19 protein-coding genes are annotated in these 17,814 nt (G+C 58.4%); all 19 read right to left on the bottom strand.

Annotated features, from left to right (window positions below; genetic code table 11):
• Positions 1-203: 203 nt before the first annotated feature.
• Entirely contained in the window at positions 204-1,136 is a 933-nt protein-coding gene (locus ONB25_11050) for an HDOD domain-containing protein (protein ID MDZ7393419.1), read from the bottom strand.
• Positions 1,137-1,164: 28 nt separating this feature from the next.
• A complete protein-coding gene (locus ONB25_11045) occupies positions 1,165-1,992 on the bottom strand; it encodes a hypothetical protein (GenBank protein MDZ7393418.1) in 828 nt (275 codons plus the stop codon).
• 89 nt (positions 1,993-2,081) lie between these two features.
• Complete coding sequence (locus tag ONB25_11040; GenBank protein ID MDZ7393417.1) at positions 2,082-2,468, bottom strand: hypothetical protein; 387 nt, start codon at positions 2,466-2,468, stop codon at positions 2,082-2,084.
• Positions 2,469-2,486: 18 nt separating this feature from the next.
• Positions 2,487-2,885, bottom strand: coding sequence for a hypothetical protein (locus ONB25_11035; GenBank protein ID MDZ7393416.1), 399 nt, complete (start codon positions 2,883-2,885; stop codon positions 2,487-2,489).
• A 35-nt stretch (positions 2,886-2,920) separates the two neighbouring features.
• Positions 2,921-3,289, bottom strand: a complete 369-nt coding sequence (locus ONB25_11030) for a flagellar protein FlaG (GenBank protein ID MDZ7393415.1) — start codon at positions 3,287-3,289, stop codon at positions 2,921-2,923.
• Between the two features lie 57 nt (positions 3,290-3,346).
• Positions 3,347-5,107, bottom strand: a complete 1,761-nt coding sequence (gene fliD, locus ONB25_11025; protein MDZ7393414.1) for a flagellar filament capping protein FliD — start codon at positions 5,105-5,107, stop codon at positions 3,347-3,349.
• Positions 5,104-5,442 carry a flagellar protein FliS gene (locus ONB25_11020; protein MDZ7393413.1) on the bottom strand — a complete coding sequence of 113 codons (339 nt, stop codon included), beginning with the start codon at positions 5,440-5,442 and terminating at the stop codon, positions 5,104-5,106. The genes fliD and ONB25_11020 overlap by 4 nt, the downstream gene beginning before the upstream one ends.
• A 101-nt stretch (positions 5,443-5,543) precedes the next feature.
• On the bottom strand, positions 5,544-6,770 hold the full coding sequence (locus ONB25_11015; protein MDZ7393412.1) for a flagellin: 1,227 nt from the start codon (positions 6,768-6,770) through the stop codon (positions 5,544-5,546).
• Between the two features lie 235 nt (positions 6,771-7,005).
• Positions 7,006-8,385 carry a tetratricopeptide repeat protein gene (locus ONB25_11010; protein MDZ7393411.1) on the bottom strand — a complete coding sequence of 460 codons (1,380 nt, stop codon included), beginning with the start codon at positions 8,383-8,385 and terminating at the stop codon, positions 7,006-7,008.
• Between the two features lie 12 nt (positions 8,386-8,397).
• A complete protein-coding gene (locus ONB25_11005) occupies positions 8,398-10,128 on the bottom strand; it encodes a tetratricopeptide repeat protein (protein ID MDZ7393410.1) in 1,731 nt (576 codons plus the stop codon).
• A 181-nt stretch (positions 10,129-10,309) separates the two neighbouring features.
• The gene (locus ONB25_11000; GenBank protein MDZ7393409.1) at positions 10,310-11,419 is read right to left on the bottom strand and encodes a tetratricopeptide repeat protein; all 1,110 of its coding nucleotides are present in this window, start codon (positions 11,417-11,419) and stop codon (positions 10,310-10,312) included.
• Positions 11,388-11,657: a carbon storage regulator CsrA gene (gene csrA, locus ONB25_10995; protein MDZ7393408.1), complete on the bottom strand. Its 270-nt coding sequence runs from the start codon at positions 11,655-11,657 to the stop codon at positions 11,388-11,390. The genes ONB25_11000 and csrA overlap by 32 nt, the downstream gene beginning before the upstream one ends.
• A gap of 30 nt (positions 11,658-11,687) precedes the next feature.
• Positions 11,688-12,122, bottom strand: coding sequence for a flagellar assembly protein FliW (gene fliW, locus ONB25_10990; protein MDZ7393407.1), 435 nt, complete (start codon positions 12,120-12,122; stop codon positions 11,688-11,690).
• Positions 12,123-12,150: 28 nt separating this feature from the next.
• A complete protein-coding gene (flgL, locus tag ONB25_10985) occupies positions 12,151-13,266 on the bottom strand; it encodes a flagellar hook-associated protein FlgL (GenBank protein ID MDZ7393406.1) in 1,116 nt (371 codons plus the stop codon).
• A 16-nt stretch (positions 13,267-13,282) separates the two neighbouring features.
• Positions 13,283-14,662 carry a flagellar hook-associated protein FlgK gene (gene flgK, locus ONB25_10980; GenBank protein ID MDZ7393405.1) on the bottom strand — a complete coding sequence of 460 codons (1,380 nt, stop codon included), beginning with the start codon at positions 14,660-14,662 and terminating at the stop codon, positions 13,283-13,285.
• A 14-nt stretch (positions 14,663-14,676) separates the two neighbouring features.
• Positions 14,677-15,213 (bottom strand): flagellar protein FlgN, encoded by a 537-nt coding sequence (locus tag ONB25_10975; protein ID MDZ7393404.1) that lies wholly within the window; start codon positions 15,211-15,213, stop codon positions 14,677-14,679.
• A complete protein-coding gene (locus tag ONB25_10970; GenBank protein ID MDZ7393403.1) occupies positions 15,203-15,982 on the bottom strand; it encodes a transglycosylase SLT domain-containing protein in 780 nt (259 codons plus the stop codon). The genes ONB25_10975 and ONB25_10970 overlap by 11 nt, the downstream gene beginning before the upstream one ends.
• Before the next feature lie 20 nt (positions 15,983-16,002).
• Positions 16,003-17,040 carry a flagellar basal body P-ring protein FlgI gene (locus tag ONB25_10965; GenBank protein ID MDZ7393402.1) on the bottom strand — a complete coding sequence of 346 codons (1,038 nt, stop codon included), beginning with the start codon at positions 17,038-17,040 and terminating at the stop codon, positions 16,003-16,005.
• 177 nt (positions 17,041-17,217) lie between these two features.
• Complete coding sequence (locus tag ONB25_10960) at positions 17,218-17,802, bottom strand: flagellar basal body L-ring protein FlgH (protein MDZ7393401.1); 585 nt, start codon at positions 17,800-17,802, stop codon at positions 17,218-17,220.
• Positions 17,803-17,814 lie beyond the last annotated feature (12 nt).

The raw sequence follows: 17,814 nt of genomic DNA, 5'->3' as shown, positions 1-17,814 counted from the left end.
ATACCCCTAGGTATGGAACCGCCTCCTCAACGCAGGCCCATTAGTGGACCCTGCTGGGCTCAAATATAACCACAAATCTCACAAAGTCAAGAGGAAAATTAGCGGAGAAAAGGTGGGAAGGTGCTTTTGTCGCTGTTCAGGCCCTTGGGTGTCCAAAAGAATGACACAGGAGTGCCAACCCGTTTGAGCAGCGCCACCCCAACCTAATAGCGCATCGACTCCACGGTGAGAGGAGTCCTCTTGGGCTGGTTGTTGTAGATAGTACCTACCGCCGCTTTGACTTCCTCAACACGGTCTTCAAGATCGAAGGAGAATTTCTCCAGATCCAGTTCAGCAAGTCTTGCGTGCCGGCTCGTCAGAAGCCGCCATGCGGGGTCTTCCAAGAAGTAGACTTCAAGGCACTCATAGTGCCCGTAGCCCAGTCCTTTCAGGCGGCAAAACAGGTCTGCTATGTGCACCAAAGCTGCCAGGTCCGGGTCTTCTTTGGCCCGGGAGAGGTCGTGGTGGGCGCTCGCTGCTTCGGCTAACCCCTGTTCCAGGCGCCAATGCTCCACCAGCCATTGTCCGAAATCGGTGTGGTTAATGCCCATGACCTCTTCCTCTGCGGCGTGGTAGGTATACCCCTGCGTGTTTACTAAGGAGACCACCTGCGCAAACTCTTCCGGGAAGTTTTGGCAAAGGACCACTTCGCCCACGTCATGCAGCAATCCGCCTAAGTAGGCACGGTCTACTTGCCCGTAGCCAACGGCCTTGGCAAGGAGCTGACACACCAAACCGCAGCCGAATGAGTGCTCCCAAAACGCTTCAATGCGGAAGCGAGCTACCTTGGAGACGAAGGCGTTCACCAACCAGGTGCTCAACACCACGTTGCGCACCTCCCGCAGCCCCATGAAGACGATTGCCTCTTTGAGTGACTGCACCTGGTGCTTTAGGCCCCAGAAGGCAGAGTTGACCAGCCGAATCATGCGCAACGTCAGCACCTGATCGGCCATGAGCACTTCTACCACTTCGTTCAGGTTCGCATCGGGATTCTCCAGCTCCGTCAGCACCTGATTGACGATGGTGGGAATAGTGGGGACGTACTCGACCTTGGCAAGGTAACGGCGCAGCTTCTCCTCTCTACTCTCCTCCCTCATTCCACACCCTCACTTGACACTCGCTGCTCTATCCGCCCTTCAATTGTTTCCGATACGCAAACCCTCCGGGGTAGTGGACTAGGCGAAACCCATTGCGAAGCCCTTGGAGGGATTCCAGGTTAGCCAGCACCAGGTACCCGCCCTCTTGCAGAGCCTCGTACAGCAGGGAAACGAGCGGGGCCCGCGATTGCGGGTCAAAGTGCGCAAGCTCGCCGCAGCAGAAGATGATGCTGATCTTGTTTCTGGGCCCCGCACTGGGCAGTTGCGCCAAGTCGAACTGATCAAAACGCGTGAGCGACCTTAGTTCTGGCGCCACCATCAGCCCCTGCTGTGCTCGGGCCAAATACTGTTCCTTGAGTTCTTGCGGGAGTCCCTGTACATTGAATTGCTCGTACAGTCCCTCTTTTGCCTTCGCCACTGCGGCATTGCTTCGATCTGTGCCCCATACCAGGCAGCGCCACCCTTTCAACAACGTGCTCTGCAATTGGTGCAAAACCATAGCCGCCGCGTACGCCTCTTCGCCAGTACCACACCCGGCCAGCCAGATGATAAGCTCCTTGGTCGCGCCCTCGCTCCGCCGCACGATCTCGGGGATAAACACTGCGCTCAAAGCTTTGAAACGGACAGGGTCGGCAAAAAAGCTCAATGCACCCAGATTGAGCTCATTCAGCAGATTGCTCAGCTCCCCGGCATGAGGCTGTTTCTTGAGGTAGAGTAGGTACTCGGCAAGGCTGGAGAGCCTAGTCGACTCCATGCGCGAGAGGAATTGGCTCTCAAACAGGTAACGCCGCCCATCTGGGAGGTAGATCCCAGACCGCTCGTAGAGGTGGTCGCGCACTGCCAGCACTTCGTCCATGGGCCTTCCTAGTACCTCACTTGGGGATATGACCTTGGGCTAAAAGGACTTCCGGGCGCTTCTCAACAAAAGCGCACAACTTGTGGCCTTTATCGCCGTCCAAATATCGCCTCGATAAGCCGGCGAGCTGTCTCCTGCAAGACCTCGGGACGCTCGTAATGGGCTTCCCGGAGTCTCTGTCGTATTACTTCCAGGCGGTCCTCGGCCGGTTCATTATCGCCTTCCAGTTCACCGAGAAGACGTGCCCAGAATCCAACGTTGGAGGCCTCAACCTCCGGGTGCTCGGCAGATCGCACCTTTTGGTTATCGCCTACCGAGAGCGTACGCGCCTCACCGGAGATTTCCAGCCGGTCCGGCTTTTCGATGCTTCTGTCAGCGTCCAAGGACCTGGGGCCCGGCCTTTGCTTATCGGTCTCTAATTGGCGTGTCTTTGGGCGCCCTGCGTCCGGTGTGTTGTTGACTTCCCCTACGGTCATGCGATAGTCCTTCCGGTTTTAGCCGTTGAATTCAGCCTGGCTCTGCGTCGGACCAAAGTACCGCTTGAGCAATGTCCCATCATTCTGAAGAGAGTTCAGCTCTCTTTGGAAAAGGGATATCTCCTCCCGCAATCTGGCCACGTAGGCTCGATTTCGGCACACGGCTACTTGTGCCGCCTGCTGCACCTTGTGCCGGAGGTAGTGCACGCGCCGGGTGCTAATTGTGGCGGCCTTGTCCATACCCCGCAGCTTTTCCCCCAGGCGAAGAAGGTGGGCTACCACGCGCTGGCGCTCCGCAAGCAATCCCTGCAGCGCCGAGCCCTGCCTGTTTTGTATGCACTCCTCGAGCCGCGCATCACAATCTGCCACCTGTTCCAGCGCGCGCAAGCTCACTGCCAGCAGTCTTTCGAGTTCCATCTCTGCTGCGTTTGGGGTCACCGCACCACGGGCTTTCATGCCTGATGATTGAGCAGCACGCCGAGGACGTGATTCATGCGCGCCACGAGGCGAAGCATCTCCTCCGGAGGAACCTGGCGAATTATTTCGTTAGTCTCCCGGTCAATCACCTTGATGACTGTCCTGCCGGTGGCCTGGTCAACCAGGAAAGCTATCCCTACGTTGACGGCGCTGACGAACTCATTGAGGGCGTGAGCAACCTGCGCGGCCACCTCCGCGGCCATCTCCTGGTTAACCCCCATAGCCTGCGCACCCTCCGTCTTTGAAGGCGGATGCGTTTCAGCGCCTGTGGAGGGGTCCCTCCGCCCCACACTCTGCACTAGTGCGTGGCTCCCGTGCAACGCCTCTGCCTCTTGAATTTCCATGCAGACCCTCTGTACCCTTTCTTGCCTTCCCCTACACAAACTGGTGGACCTGCACGACTATCTTGAGTAGAAACCGCTCAGGAAACTCGAGAGAGAGTTCTGCTGCTGGACCAAGGCATATAATGCTTCTTGCATCGAAGCCAGTTGCTTGCGATAGTACTCTTCCCGGCGCTCAAGTTGCTCGTTCAGCCGTGCAATGCGTGCGTCAATTCGCTTTATCTCGTCCCGGAGAGAGTTTTGCTGCCTGTTTACAATTCCGTTCGAGTCGGTGAATGCTTCCAGTAAGGCGGCCATTCTTGCGGCCACGCCATTGGTCGAGTTGAACAAGGCCTCCACCGCCGAAGGGTCTTCCTCCAACCAAAAACGAAGCTTGCTTGGCTCGCTGAGGGAAGCCTGGAGGGCGCTATTCACCGTAATCCCGATCTCTGCGAGAGTCACAGGCTTGCCACTCTCCAACCCTGAGACCCGTTCGACCAATGCGCTCAGAAGCTGCATCCGGAGCCCAGTGAAGACAGTCTCACCGGCCATAGCACCCCGTGTGTAGCCGGATGAATCTACCGCGGACTTGGCCTTTATGTACGAGGTCACCGTGTTCAGGCTCGCGAGGAAGGCCCTGATTTTGGCCTCCAGTGCGCTCGCGTCTTTGCTGGCAGCGATGGTCACCGCAGTGGTGGCCGGATCGGCATAGTCGTCGTTGGCGACTGTTACACCCCTCAGCGTGTATGTGATGCCGTTGATGGTGAATGTATTCGAAGTCTTGGTGATCTCGTCATCGGCCGAGGTACTGTTGATGGTAAAGCGGGCATCTTGACCGATGACTTGCGTTGCTCCCTCCAGTTTTAGCGTCTGGCTGAGAAAGGTCCCTTCCACGTCTTCCAGGACTATCTCCTCGCTTCCCGTCTCCCTTGCCGTGAGCACCAGCCTGTCGATAGTGTCATCGTAGTAGGCGGTCACGCCGGCCGCCGAGCGATTGATACGCGAAATGATGCTGTTTAGCGTATCAGTGGAAGCATTCCAGGAGATAGTAACGCCGTTGATCTTGAACCTCCCCGACTCCTCCCGGCCCACAGGCGTGTCAAAATTGGCGCGGTACAGATACGTATCTGACTGCACACCGGTCATGTTAGTGGAGTAGGTGCCCGGCGCGATCTTCACCTCTGAGAGAAAGCCATAGGATTCGGGCGATTCACTCAGAACGAGGTCGCTGGTTACCTCGTTGCTCTCGATGACGAAGCGATCGCGAGTGGTGTCGTAGTAAATAGTGGCAGACGCCTCCGCGTCTGTGTTCACCGCCTCCATGAAATCCGCGACCGTGGCATACTCTGCAAGGTCAAAAACCTTGCCATTGATCGTGACGGTGCCATCAGGGGTATGGGCAAACCCTGCCTCGCTCCAGTGCTTGTTGACATTGATTTTCCCCGCCCCAGGTACAACCTGTCCGCTACTAACCACAGACGGGGCAGTGTTCAGGGCGGCGGTACTTTTTACGGTGGTCGCGGTAGCCAGCTGACGGACGCGGAGCTGGTAAGTTCCCGTGGCGGCGCCAGATGAGGCTGTGGCACTCACGAGGTCGGCGTCACTGCTCACCACCCTGACTACGTTAAAGATGGAGTTGGTATTGCTGTCCGCGAGCTCGTCAACAAGGTCCTTGAGGCTTTGAAGGTAGTTTTTCAAGTCCTGGTACATGGCCACGCGAACGTTGACGGTCGACCTACGGTTTTCCAGTTCTGTGACTGGTCGGCGTTCAATGGCCATGTACTTCTGGATGAGGGAGTCGATCGCCGAGCCTTGGTTGAACAGCGCGTCCAATGAAATCATGCCATCGCTCCTTCAGGCGACAGTGCCGGTCTGACAGTCGCTTTCTCCCATGCCGCGCGCAATTCGGTGATAATCGTCCTGGTTTCCTCGAAGCGTCGCGCCTTCACTTGGCGCAGGCAGTAGTCGTAGAGTCTAAAAAGCCCTTCGGCGATCTCCGGGTAATCAAAGTTAAGGCCATCGATAAGCACAGACAATGCCCGTGCTGCCCCGCCACTGTCCTGGCACGCGCAACAGCGGAGAATAAAATCATAAAGGTGAAGCACCAGCTTTTCAGGTGGCGCGGCCAGAATTTCTTGCTCCCTGTAGCTGAGGAGAGGGTTACGTCTCTGGTTCATAGGATTAGATAGGGTTTTTGTCAGTCATCAAAGGCACTGGGCAAGGATAAGGGAGTGGGGTAGCCCGGAATTGGCTACCCCACTCCTGCTGTCTAAGAACGCTACCTGAAGAGTGCCAAGACCGCCTGCGGTCCCACGTTGGCCTGCGCCAGCATCGCCGTGGCCGTCTGCTGCAAGATCAGCAGCTTGGAGGCCTCCAACTGCTCCAGCGCCAGGTCTGCATGCATGATGCGGTTGTGGGCCGCCTCGGTGTTCACCTTCGCGACCATCAGGTTCTCTTCCTGGACAGTCATGCGGTTGACGCGCGCACCAATGTAACTAAGGGCCTTGTTCACATTGGTAATGGCCGCGTCGATCTGGCTCATGTACGCCACCGCATTGTCGTGGTCGTCCACGTTGTTCCCGGCCTTTTCGAATTTAAACACGAAGGAGCCGGTATCGCCCGTAGCCAGACTGCCCAGTTTGAACTTGAAGCCGCGCCCGGTGTCAATGGTGCCGGTTGCCCCGCCAGTTATGGTGGCCTGCGCCGAGGTGGCCAGAGCACCGGTGCCGTTGCTCGTAGAGGAGATCTGCAGCAACGAACCATTGGCGTCCAGCACGCGATAGGTCACCTTGCCGCCCGTGACCGACTTGACCTCGAAGGTATAGAAGCCCTCGAGCAGCTGAGTGCTCCCCGTGTTGATCGTAGCCGAGGAGGCAATGCCCGTCACCGTGTAAGCACCAGGAGCCACATAGTACGCCGAAGAGGTGCCGATGGTGACCGCGCCGCCACCCTGGTCTACTGCAAGGCTGGCAGCAGTGTAGCCGCCGGTATAGCCAACTTCGGAGCTACTCATGTCAAAGGTGAGCACGTCTGAGGTGGCAGGGCCGACCTGGAACACAAAAGAGGTGTCATCGCCACTGAGGACAGGGACCCCGTTCCACGTGGCTTGCTCCACCTCGTCGTCGATTTGCGCAGCTAGCTGGGCAAGCTCCTTGTTGATGGCCGCGCGCTCTTCGCTCCCCAACGTGTCGTTGGCGGCCTGGGTAACTTTGGCCTTCATCTGGCCCAAGATGTCCAGAATCTTGGTCAGGTTACCTTCCACCACCGCGACTAGGTTCTTAGCGTCGGCCACGTTGTTCAGGGCCACGCCCAAGCCTTCCGCTCGCACTTTCAGCTTGCTGGCGATGGTGAAACCGGCTGCGTCGTCGGCCGCCTGGTTGATCCGCTTGCCTGTGGCAAGACGAAGCTGGTGAACGCTCAAATTCCGGTTGATGGTCGTCAGAGCGTTCAGCATGTTCAACGCGGCAATGTTGGTATTGATCCGCGTCAGTTCTGCCTCTGCCATACTAACCTCCTTGTCCTTCTGTCTGCTTCCTTGCTCTTGGGAGGCTCATCGCTGGCCTCCGCACCTTCGCGAACTTGGAATTGCCTTTGCCTCCTCCCGCACATCACCTCCTTCGGGCTCAGATCCCACCAGACCAACCCCTCCCGCATACCTTATCGGCAGCCTTGCGCAAAACTTGAGCACTTTTCTTCTGCACTCGGCCAGGTACGTTGTCGCCTCTGGCGCCTGAAAGGAGTCACGCTTCAACGGGCATGTCGACAGCTTGTGCTCTTTTCGCGCAGGCCTTGAGCAGGACTTGGACGTTTCGACGTGCTTCCTCGTAGTGCGGATTGAGGCGCAGGGCATCTCGATAGGCTGTGACTGCTTCCTCGACCTTCCCCAGCTTTGCGTAGCAGCCCGCCAAATTGTTAAGGAGCTGTGCTGTTTTCATCCCCTGGCCCAGACATTTCTCAAAGAGCTCCGTGGCCTCTTCGATGCGCCCTAAGCGTACCGCAATGTTCCCCATCTGCATGAGGATATCCGGGTGCGGAGGGATAGCCGCAGGCCACCCCCGCTCCCACGCCCTGAAGAGGGCCATCGCCTGCCGGAAATAGTCGCGCGCCTGCTCCCCCGCCCCCAAGTGCAACACACATTCGCCAAGGAAGGCATAAGCAAGGAACTCATAGTCGATGGTTCCCAAGCAAAAGCGGTGAAGAACAGGCGAAGCGAGCACCCGTGCGCGCACCTCTATGAACGAGCCAAACGCACGAGCGGCCTTTTCCCACTGGCGCATTTTCATCCGCACAACCCCCAGGACAAACAGGGCGTCAATGAACTCTGGATTGACCTTCAGGGCCCTTCGACAGAAGCTTTCGGCCTTTGAGAGATCGCCGATCTCCACGTACGAGCAGGCCACATCATAACAAAGCATTACGAAGAGAGTCTCCTTGCCTCCAAAGCAGAGGTCCTCCAGAACCTCGTGCCCTGTGCGCGCGGCCAACTCGAACTGCCTGCGGTTGCGATACATATGAACAAGATTATACCAGGCGAACAGGTCTTGAGGATTCTGTTGGAGTTGGAGGCGTAACAGGCGAGTGGTCCTCTCATACTTGGCATTCATCTTTTCCGGGGAAAGGGCGTAGCCGCAGTGATAAATGCGAATGCTACTCACGATGCTTTGACCCTTGTGCACCAGTTGATTGTGGACAATCCCCTCATAGTGGGCCGTGCCGTGGCGGAATAGCCGTGGGGAATAGAGCTGAGTCCTTCCATAGGGTGTGTAGTTGAGGACGGAGGTAAACACAGCGTGGTGCTCTTTTCCCTGGATTACCCGACGCAGCAATCCTGCATCCTCCCGCTCCAGCTCCTCGTCCGCATCCAGAACAAGCACCCAGTCACTGGTCACCTGGCGCAGGGCCCAGTTCCGTGCTTCGCTGAAGCTGTCCTGCCACGGGTGGTGAAAGAGGCGGGCTCCAAATCCCAAGGCAATGCGCGCCGTGTTGTCGGACGAGCCTGTGTCCACCACGACGATGTCGTCTACAACCCCCTGCACGCTCTGCAGGCAGCGCGGAAGGAGTTCCGCCTCATCTCTGACGATCATGCACAGGCAAACGGTAGGCTGCGTGCCACCTCGCATGCTTCCTGGCTCCTATGAGACGGTGTTCGCCATTTCTCGTTTGAGGATGGCCAAATTGCGTCTGGCCACCTCGTAGTCGGGTTGAAGCTCCAGTGCTGCCTTGTAACCCAAAAGAGCGGCCTCCTCATGGCCCAGGCGCGCATAACAGGTGGCAATGTTGCTAAGAAGCTGCACCTGCGGGGCGCCCAGTTTTAGCGCCCTTTCGTAGAAATAGATAGCGTCCTCATAGAAACCCACCCGCACGCACGCATCGCCGAGCTCCCGGTTTGTCTCCGCAGCATCTATGTGTGCTCCTTTCAGCCGCTCCAGCACGGCGCCGGCTTCCTTGCGGCGCCCAGCAGCCAACAAGGCCCGCAGCAACCCCACCTGCACCCCTACGTGCTTAGGGGCCTGAGAGCGCGCTTTCTCGAGCACCTCGATGGCTTGATCGTATTGACCATTGCAAAGCAAAGCGTGGCCATACCCATTCATGATATCCACATTGTCTGGTGCCAAGCACACAGCCCGCGAGAAGTAGTCCATCGCCACCGCTGGGTCTCCGAGCTCCCGCCACACTTCGCCGAGCTGGAAATAGAGAAACGCATCCTGCACCCCGGCGGCCACAGCCTCCTCCAGCACCTGGCTCGCCCCTTTGAAGTCCTTCTGCACGAGCTTGCAATGCGCCAACCCCTTGAAGAACAATTGGTCCTTCTGCGTCTTAAGAAGCCCTGCGTACAGTTCTTCCGCCTCTGCGAACCTTCCCATGGAAACGAGGCACTGGCCTATGTTGTGCCAGGCACGATTCTCGAAGCTCCAGGAATCCACAATCAGGGTAGAAAAATTGTAAGCCGGATCCGCCTTACTGCGTGCCAACGTTTCCAAGAAGCGCCGGTACTCGGTCATCGCTTCCTGGAAGCGATTTTGCCGGGCGTAGATGGTTCCCAAGGTGAAGCGCAGGTCCAAATTTTTCGGGTATTCAGTCAAGCCCTGCACGCACAGAGCCTCGGCCTCGGACAACCGGTCCACCATCATGAAGCAGTAGGCCAGATCGAAGAGCAGCATGTAGTAGGTAGAGGTCTTGGCGCCTGTGCCGCACAAACGCAGGCCTTCCTGCGCCACCTCGATTGCCTCCTGCCAGCGCCCCTGGTTGCGATATATCCTGGCCAAATTGAACCGAGGAAATGGGTCATCCGGCTGTTCGACGATTTGCCGCAGAAGGAGCCGCTCGCTGCGCGCCTGCTTAGCTGCCATCTCCTCGGGACTCAGGTTGTAGCCATAGTGGTAGATACGAATTGGAGCAGGTGCCGAGGGCCCCTGCACCACCAGCTGGTTGTGCACGATCCCCTCGTAATGGGCCATGCCGCGGCGGAAAAGCCGGCGTGAGTACAGCTGCGAAAACGTGCGATCGGGCATCTGATTCAAGACTGGGAGGAAGAAGCAGGTGACCTGTTCTGTGCGCACCACCTGCCGCAGTACGCTGATGTCCCGGCGCTCCAACTCCTCATCGGCGTCCAACACCAAGACCCAGGCACTTTGTACCCGCTCCAGGGCAAAGTTGCGCGCCTCGCTGAAGCTGTCTTGCCAGGGGTGATGGTAGACCGTGGCGCCAAACGATTGAGCGATCTCCACAGTCCTATCTGTCGACCCCGTGTCGACGATCACCAGCTCATCGACAGCACCTTGCACGCTGGCAAGACACTTGGGCAAGAACCGCTCTTCGTTTTTCACTATGGCACACAGTGCAACGGTGGTCTTTCGCTTCATGCTTGTTCCTTCATTGCCAGACTAGAGCCCTCTGTTTGCCTTCTCAGAAAACGAGCCTCCTCACCAGGGTGTCATTTGAGGGTCCGAATCACACTCCTGCGCACATGCCCATTGCAGCAGCTCACCAGCTATGAGGGCGCCTTCCTTGCGCGAGTGCTCGTTACACCCCCAGTGGGATTCTTTAGCCTGGTTCACAGGCCTTGGCCCCTTCGTCAACACGAGCAAGCAGTAGTTGCGCCTCAGGTTGGCCAGGTGCCAATGCCAGGCACTCCTCCAATAGCCGGCGGGCACGAACGTAGTCGGACCGACGCACGTAGCATTCAGCGAGTTCCTGCAGAATTCGCACGCGGCCCCCTCTGGGTATCCCCACTCCCGAGCCCATCATGCCTGCTTCAACCTGCAGCCGATGCTCGAAGGTCCTGATGGCCTCCTCTTCCCTGCCCGTGCTAAGGTACAAGTGCGCAAGCGCCTCCATAGCCTCCAAGAGTTCCGGATCGAGCTGAGAGGCCTTGGCAAGCAGTGGTTCCGCCTCGCGCAAAAGCCCAAGCTTCACACAGCACATGCCGAGGTGGTAGTGAAGCTCTGCATCTTCTGGGTTGTCCTTGACCAGGCGGTAGAACTGGGCCAACGCTTTCTCGTATTCGCCGTCCTGCTCGTACACATGCGCAAGCGCCGCGCGCAATTCTGTGCATTCCGGGTGGTAACGCAAGCCAAGTTCCAGTGTGTTCACCGCCTTGTCCAGCTGTTCCGTGGCAAGGAAGACCTTGGCCAATCCTCCGGCAGCCTCGAGCGAATCAGGTTTGAGTCGCAGCGCTTCGGCGTAGAAAGCTTCCGCGTCCCTCAGGTTCCCCATCTCCGCCGTGCACTGTCCCATCCGCAGAAAGCACTCCCAATCGCTGGGCTCTGCCATGACCACTTGCTTGAAAAAGGCAAGCGCCTCCGGGAAACGGCGTTGTCGCTGACAGAGAACAGCCAGATTGAAATGCGCCTCCAAGAGATTAAAGTCGAGCGCCAGGGCCTTCCGGAACTGTTCTTCGGCCTCGCGCCACATCATGCGTGCATAGTAGACCTGGCCGAGGTGGCAGTGCGTAGGAGCAGAGGTGGGGTTCAAGGCCAATGCCTGTTCCAGGTAGGGCAAGGCGGCCTCATACTCCCCTTCCTCCATGAGGCCAAGGGCAACCGCTTCAAGCTCCGCAAAGGGCACGCTGCCGGCGACCCCATTATGCGCCGCCCTCGCGGCACGCGGATGAGAAGACGTCTTAACGTCCGCTTTCAACTTCCTGCAGTTCATCCCGCACTCGCTTTCTGAACAAGTCGGCTGCACCCTTAAGGCCTTCGCTCCTCAAGCTCTGCGCAGCAAGCCTGTTCTGTTCGACGATGCGCTCATACACCTCTTCGCGGTGCACCACGACACCGCGCGGGGCTTCGATGCCGATCTTCACCTGGCGCCCGCTAATCCCCAGGAGCTTCACCCGAATCTCGTCCCCGATGGTAATGCTTTCGCCGACTCGCCGTGTCAATATGAGCATGGTCGTGCCGTCCCTGGCTTGTGATACGCTCTAACCGAGCACCGGATGACGCAACGAGTAACTGGTTCCCTCCAGGATGTACTGCTTGGCCAGACGTGCCTTTGGGTTCACCACCAGCGGGGCTTTCAGGTTCGCCGTCACCTCCCGCGGCGATGACCCTATGGTCGTGATGGCAAAAAGTTGGGCTTCTTCAGGACTCTCCAACTGCAAGCTTTCCATAACCTTTTTGGACAATCTCGGGCAGTAGTCTCGGCACACAAAGTGGGGCTCGATAATAGGGAACGCGAGATTGGCATCTTCCACCGATTGGAGCCACTGGAAGGGGAAAAAGCGCTCATCGCCTAAGATGACGAAGCGCGTATAGTGTTCAAAACCCGGCAGGCCCTCGGGAAAGGTGAGAACGGCCTCTTCGTCCAGTTCGATCTCACCCAACACCGCGGTGTTCATAGTTTGTCCCGTCATCATCCACCCTTACCCTCTCATGTTGCGACGCTCATTTCAGGTAGTCGAGCAAGCTGATTTGGCTGATGCTGGCCGTGACGCTTAGTGCCGCCTGGTAGGAGGTCTTTTGTTCCTGGAGCTTTACCACCGCCTCGGCCACATCTGTGTCGGCCACTTGGGACCGCAGACGCTCGAGAAGTATCGCCTCATTGCTCAGACGGTCATGGGTCATTGCCAGATGCTCGTATTGGACGCCAACGCGGCTCTGCACTTCCAGGAGCCGGTCCAGCGCTGCATCCAAGGCGCTCAGGCCTTGTCGCAGTGCCTCGTGGTCGTCGCGTACCAGTGCATTCTTCACCGCTCTGAGCACGTCGAATGCCTCGTTGGAGGCACCAAAGGCCTCAGGGGCGCGGACGTTCACGGTCACTACCGCTGCCTCACCTACCTGCCGCCTCAGTTCGCCGGTACTACCCGCAGCGTTCGCCACCACGCGCAACGGACGGATCAACTGATAGGAGACATAATAGGTGTCCCCGTCGTTCATGCCTCCACCGGAAAGTGCGGTGATGGTGCCCTGCGTGTAATCGACTTGATAGTCCACACCTTCGTTGTAAGTCGTGCCGCTCTTGTCGGTAACCACCACGGTACCTGTGGCAAGTTCCGTGTAGTCGAGAAGGACGGCAGCGCCCACCCGGGCCACAAAGGGTTCATCTTCCACTTCGTCGGTCAACAAATAGGGCGGTGTGGTTGTGTGGGTCCCGGCAAAGACGTACTTCCCTTGCTCCTGTCGATTCGCAACCTGTGTGAGCTGCTCCAGGTACTCGGCGACCCATCCACTCATGGTGCGCCGGTCCTCGGCCGTTAAGGTATCGTTTTGCGCCTGGAGTATCCTGCTTCGCAGTTGCGTGAAAATCTCAACTGAATCCGCCAAGGCCGCCTCGGTGACGGTGAGCCAATGTTGTCCGTCTGCGACATTGTCGAGAAACCGGCGGTTATCGGCGATTGCATCGCGCAAACGGAGCACTTTGGCGGTCCCTGCAGGGTCATCGGACGGCCTGTTGATTCGGTTGCCGCTGGCAATCTGCTCTTGGTGAACATCTATCCGTTGCAGAGAGCGGTGCAAATGGGCAAGGAGGTTGTTGACCAGCATCCGGCTGGTAATACGCATGCCTCGTACTCCGTGCTCAGACCATATTGAGGACGGTCTGCATCAGTTCATCGACCATCGCCACCAGACGTGCCGAAGCCTGGTAGGCACGTTGAAAGCGGATCAGGTCAGCCATCTCCTCATCGAGTGACACCCCGGAGACCGATTCCCGCTTCATTTCCAGCTGCTGCACAAACTGCTCCAGGTTCTCGGACGTGTTCGTGGCAGACTGAATATCCAATCCCAAGGCAGCCACAATACGCCTGAAGAAGCTGTTGATGCTTTCCGTCCCTTGATTGATGACAGCTTGATTCTTGATGCGACTGATCTCCAGGGCAATGTCGCCATTGCCAACAGTCCCATCGCGTGAGGCAGCGATTGCATTCAGGCTATTGAGAATCGCGGGGTGAACGGCGATATCTCCTGCGCCTGAGGTGTCAGGAGCAAAGAATGGGATACCGGAGGACCCGTCCGGAGCGTATCCCTGTTGGTGCACGCGGTTTACCTCCGTGGCCACCGCTGTTGCCACAGTGTCCAACCGGGTCCGATACTGGGGGATAACCGAGTGGATCATCTCCAGCAAACCCCCGATCCTCCCCCCGCGGATTAGGACCTCTCTCCCGTTCACTCCCCAGCGCGGGCTATGCACCACGACCCCCTGTACTGTGGTGGTGGTCACCTCTATGTTTCGCACCTTGTCGCCGGCAACTAACGTCTCGCCGCCCACCGTGACATTCACCATACCGGAAGGCATTTCGATGACTTGCACATCCACCAGGCGGCTGAGCTCGTTGATGAGAAGATCCCGGCGGTCCCGGAAATCGTTGGCCTGCACCCCGCTGCTTTCGGCTTGAGCGATCTGCACGTTAAGTGCTGCGATCTGCCTGCCCAAGTCGTTCACTTGGTTCACGAGGAGCCCTACTTGCTCATCAAGAGACTGCTGGACCGTAGTGAGGCCCCGGTAGACCCGGTTGAAGGCTGCGGCGAGCCGCAAACCCCACTCTCGCACTTGTTGCCGCGCGGACGCCTCTTCAGGATAATTGGCCAGAGTCTGCCAGCTGTCCCAGAAACCTTCGAGTGCCGCGGCTAATCCTGTCTCCGAAGGCTCGTTGATCAGGACCTCTATCTCCTGGAGGGCCATAGCGCGCGCCTGCCACCGCGCGAGCTCTTGGTACTCTGCATTAAGCTGCCAGTCCCACAGGCTTTCGCGCAGGCGTTCGATCTGCGTTACGTCGACTCCGGTCCCCACCATCCCCACCGGTGTGCGAAGCGGCTCCGATGGCGCCATAGACACACGTTGCCGTGAGTAACCATCGGTGTTAGCATTGGCAATGTTATGGCTGGCAACGTGAAGCGCGTGGCTCTGCGCGTGCAGGCCCCGCCGGGCAGTGTTTAGTAGATCGCTTATCCTGACCATTTACTCCGCTCGTCTCACGTTTGCACGGTGAAACACTGGCGATTCGCAGGCTGTTCGCGCCCTTTATCGTCATACACCCCATTCTGTCCCGAAAGCAATCGGATGCTGGTGGTCACCGTGTGCAGGGCACGGTTGAGGAGCCGCTTGTTGCGCAAGTTGGTCTCCTGCACCCTCTGCGTCAGAGAAAGCAAAATCTCCCGCAGTTCCCGTAGCCGCTGGGCATAGTGCTCTTCTACCAGCGGGATGATTTGTGAAAGCGTGGGCTGGCGCGTTTCCATGCCCAGGTGCGTCGAGACTGCCGCCGTCGTCTGCGCCCTACTCCGCTCCACGCGTCGCGTCTCTTCTACCAACTCCTGGACCCGCGCGTTGCTGTGCAGCACCGGTTCCGCTTCCTCCTGAAGCACTGCTTGATGTTGCCGATTGAGGGCTTCAAGTAGGTCCTGGAAAAGCGCCACTTCCCGCTCGATGACTTCCACCAGGTCGTGGAGGGCCTTTTCAAGCTCGTACTGAGGCTCCCGCACGTGCTCTCTTGTGGTTACCTCAGACACCATCCTCCCTTACCTCAGTTCCAGAGGAGTTAGTCGTGGTCAAACGCGATCGGTACTGTTCGGCAGCAGCGAGGACCCGTTCCACGAACCGCTGCGTCTCCGCATAGGGGGGCACACCGTTGTGGCGCTCCACGGCCCCTGGTCCTGCATTGTATGCGGCGAGGGCCCGCTTGAGGTCGCCCCCGAATCGGTCGAGCATCTGCCGCAGGTAGCGCACCCCGGCCGCAATATTTTCTCGGACATCAAACACGTTGCGCACCCCGAGTTCCCGCGCCGTGTGGTCCATGAGCTGCATCAATCCTTTGGCCTTCTTGGCCGAAACAGCGTGAGGATTTCCTGCAGACTCTTGCTCGATCACTGCGTACACAACATGCACAGGCACACTGTACTGTTCACACGCCTCGCGGATGAAGGCATCGTACCGGCTAATGCGCCCAGGGACAGACTGCGAAGGGGCTGGTTCTTTCTGCACAGGTGGAACTTGCTGCCGCACCTGCTGCACCAGATTCCGGTACAGAATGTCGGCTATGCCTAGGCCCTTCGTCTGCGCTATTTTTCGCGCCACCTCAGCCTCAAAAAGGCTTTGATAGACGTCACCGCCCAACCCCTCTCCAAAGAGCCCTTCTTCAGTGCTACATTCGCGCATCGTCTTCAGCAAATGAGCAATGAACAAGGACTCAAACTCCTGGCACACATGGCGAAGTCGCTTTTCCTGTTCAGCTCGGTCTGCGGGCCCAGTGGCAACACGTTGTTGAATCTGCTCGATGCTCACGGTCTGTTCGTTTCTCCCCACTACATGATCACCAGTTCTGCTCGAAGTGCGCCTGCTTGCTTGAGGGCTTGGAAGATGGAGATCATATCGCGCGGCGTTACCTTGAGCGCATTCAGCGCCTGCGCCAAATCACTGACGGTAGCAGTGCCCTCCATGAGCATGACGCTCCCTTTCGCGTTTTCTGTCACGGTGGTCATGGTCTGCGGCACAACTACTGTCCTTCCTTGCGAAAAGGCGGCAGGTTGTGAGATCACCGGAATGGCTCGCACCTGGATGGTCAGATTCCCGTGGGACACCGCCGCCTCCTCAAGGCGCACCTCTTTGCCCACCACCACCGTGCCCGTCCTTTCGTTGATAACCACCCGCGCCACCTGGTCCGGATTCACCTCCAGCCCTTCGATTGTGGCAAGGAGACGGACGATGCCATCGCTCCCCTGAAACTCTTCCGGGATCTCCACCTCAATGGTGCTGGCGTCCAACGGTTTGGCCACCTTTAGCCCCAATGCACTGTCCACGGCTGAAGCTACGCGCATCGCGGAGGTAAAGTCGGGTTCCTTGAGACTCAGCGCCAGCTTGCCCTGTTGGGGCAGTGATGAAGGCGCGCTGCGCTCCACCAGCAGGCCCCTAGGAACACGTCCCACCACCGAGTAGTTCTTGCGGTAGCGCTCGCCACCTATGGTTTCGACGTTGAACCCGCCCACGGAGACGGGCCCTTGTGCCACGCCGTACACTGTGCCCTCATGGTCGGTGAGGGGGGTTAGAAGCAGAGTCCCCCCTTCTAGGCTTCGCGCGTCGCCCAGAGAGGAAACTGTCACGTCCAGGCGTGCGCCCGCACGCACGAACGCTGGTAGGGAGGCAGTGACCATGACCGCCGCCACATTCCTCGCCACCAGGCGCTCCTGCGGCACTTCGATGTTGAAGCGAAGGAGCATATTGCGCACCGACCGTACAGTAACCATGGAGTTGCGGCCGTCCCCGGTGCCATCGAGCCCGACCACCAAGCCGTAACCCACCAGCGGTGTCTCACGTGCTCCCTCCACGGTCACCAGATCTTTCACCCGAACGCCCGCTCGCCCTAGTCCTGGCAGCAAACACATGCACAGGGAGCAAAGGGCTCCCAGGAGCACGAGCGGGCCTTTACAGAGCTGCCATCCTGCGTCCCGCATATGTTTCCACCTCATATATCGGCAGTTGAGCACTTTTCTTGAGATGGCCTTTCCTCCAAGCCCACTGGGTTAGAGGAACCAGTTTAGCAGACGAGCCAGGAAACTCGGCTTCTGTCCCGAATGAACCGCGCCACTGCCCTTGTAGGCGATTTGCGCTTCGGCGACGTTGTACGAGTAAACCGTGTTCTGGGCCGAGATGTCACTCGGCCGCACCACGCCTTTGATTGTGGTGAGCTCGCGTTCGCCGTTGACAATGACCTCTCTGCTCCCCTCAATCTCCAGGTCTCCATTTTCTCGCACCGCCACCACCGTGGCGCTGATGCGGGCTTTCAGGACCCCTTGCCGCTCGGTCTGTCCTTTGCCGGAGAAATCGGTCCCAGCACCTCCACGGAAGCCGGCCAATGGGAGAAAGCTCCTCTGTTTCATCCCGCCGCGCACGTCAATCTCCGCGCCTGTGTTGCGGTCAGTCGTGGTACTGGCCTTGCTGGAGGCCACCGCTTCCTCCACTACCAACACGGTGATGATATCTCCCACGCGGTGGGCTTTGTGATCTGCATATAGCGAGCCACCCGAGGCCACCTGTCCGGCTCCATCAGGAGGCTGGCAAAGGGCCAATCCCATGCCCAAGACACAGGCAAGCACCAGTTTGCGCATAATCGTTCTCCC

It is taken from the genome of candidate division KSB1 bacterium, assembly GCA_034506335.1.
In the GTDB taxonomy this organism is placed as follows: Bacteria; Zhuqueibacterota; Zhuqueibacteria; order JANLFK01; family Oleimicrobiaceae; genus Oleimicrobium.
This window is presented reverse-complemented; position numbering and strand designations above follow the sequence as displayed.

Bases quoted from the DNA above. Each gene is read 5' to 3' on its own strand.
- flgK (MDZ7393405.1), bottom strand. From the start codon at position 14,662: ATGGTCAGGATAAGCGATCTACTAAACACTGCCCGGCGGGGCCTGCAC.
- ONB25_10960 (MDZ7393401.1), bottom strand. From the start codon at position 17,802: ATGCGCAAACTGGTGCTTGCCTGTGTCTTGGGCATGGGATTGGCCCTT.
- ONB25_11035 (MDZ7393416.1), bottom strand. From the start codon at position 2,885: ATGGAACTCGAAAGACTGCTGGCAGTGAGCTTGCGCGCGCTGGAACAG.
- ONB25_11030 (MDZ7393415.1), bottom strand. From the start codon at position 3,289: ATGGAAATTCAAGAGGCAGAGGCGTTGCACGGGAGCCACGCACTAGTG.
- ONB25_11050 (MDZ7393419.1), bottom strand. From the start codon at position 1,136: ATGAGGGAGGAGAGTAGAGAGGAGAAGCTGCGCCGTTACCTTGCCAAG.
- csrA (MDZ7393408.1), bottom strand. From the start codon at position 11,657: ATGCTCATATTGACACGGCGAGTCGGCGAAAGCATTACCATCGGGGAC.
- ONB25_11000 (MDZ7393409.1), bottom strand. From the start codon at position 11,419: ATGAACTGCAGGAAGTTGAAAGCGGACGTTAAGACGTCTTCTCATCCG.
- ONB25_10975 (MDZ7393404.1), bottom strand. From the start codon at position 15,213: ATGGTGTCTGAGGTAACCACAAGAGAGCACGTGCGGGAGCCTCAGTAC.
- ONB25_11015 (MDZ7393412.1), bottom strand. From the start codon at position 6,770: ATGGCAGAGGCAGAACTGACGCGGATCAATACCAACATTGCCGCGTTG.
- fliD (MDZ7393414.1), bottom strand. From the start codon at position 5,107: ATGATTTCATTGGACGCGCTGTTCAACCAAGGCTCGGCGATCGACTCC.
- fliW (MDZ7393407.1), bottom strand. From the start codon at position 12,122: ATGATGACGGGACAAACTATGAACACCGCGGTGTTGGGTGAGATCGAA.
- flgL (MDZ7393406.1), bottom strand. From the start codon at position 13,266: ATGCGTATTACCAGCCGGATGCTGGTCAACAACCTCCTTGCCCATTTG.
- ONB25_11005 (MDZ7393410.1), bottom strand. From the start codon at position 10,128: ATGAAGCGAAAGACCACCGTTGCACTGTGTGCCATAGTGAAAAACGAA.
- ONB25_11040 (MDZ7393417.1), bottom strand. From the start codon at position 2,468: ATGACCGTAGGGGAAGTCAACAACACACCGGACGCAGGGCGCCCAAAG.
- ONB25_11045 (MDZ7393418.1), bottom strand. From the start codon at position 1,992: ATGGACGAAGTGCTGGCAGTGCGCGACCACCTCTACGAGCGGTCTGGG.
- ONB25_11010 (MDZ7393411.1), bottom strand. From the start codon at position 8,385: ATGCGAGGTGGCACGCAGCCTACCGTTTGCCTGTGCATGATCGTCAGA.
- ONB25_11020 (MDZ7393413.1), bottom strand. From the start codon at position 5,442: ATGAACCAGAGACGTAACCCTCTCCTCAGCTACAGGGAGCAAGAAATT.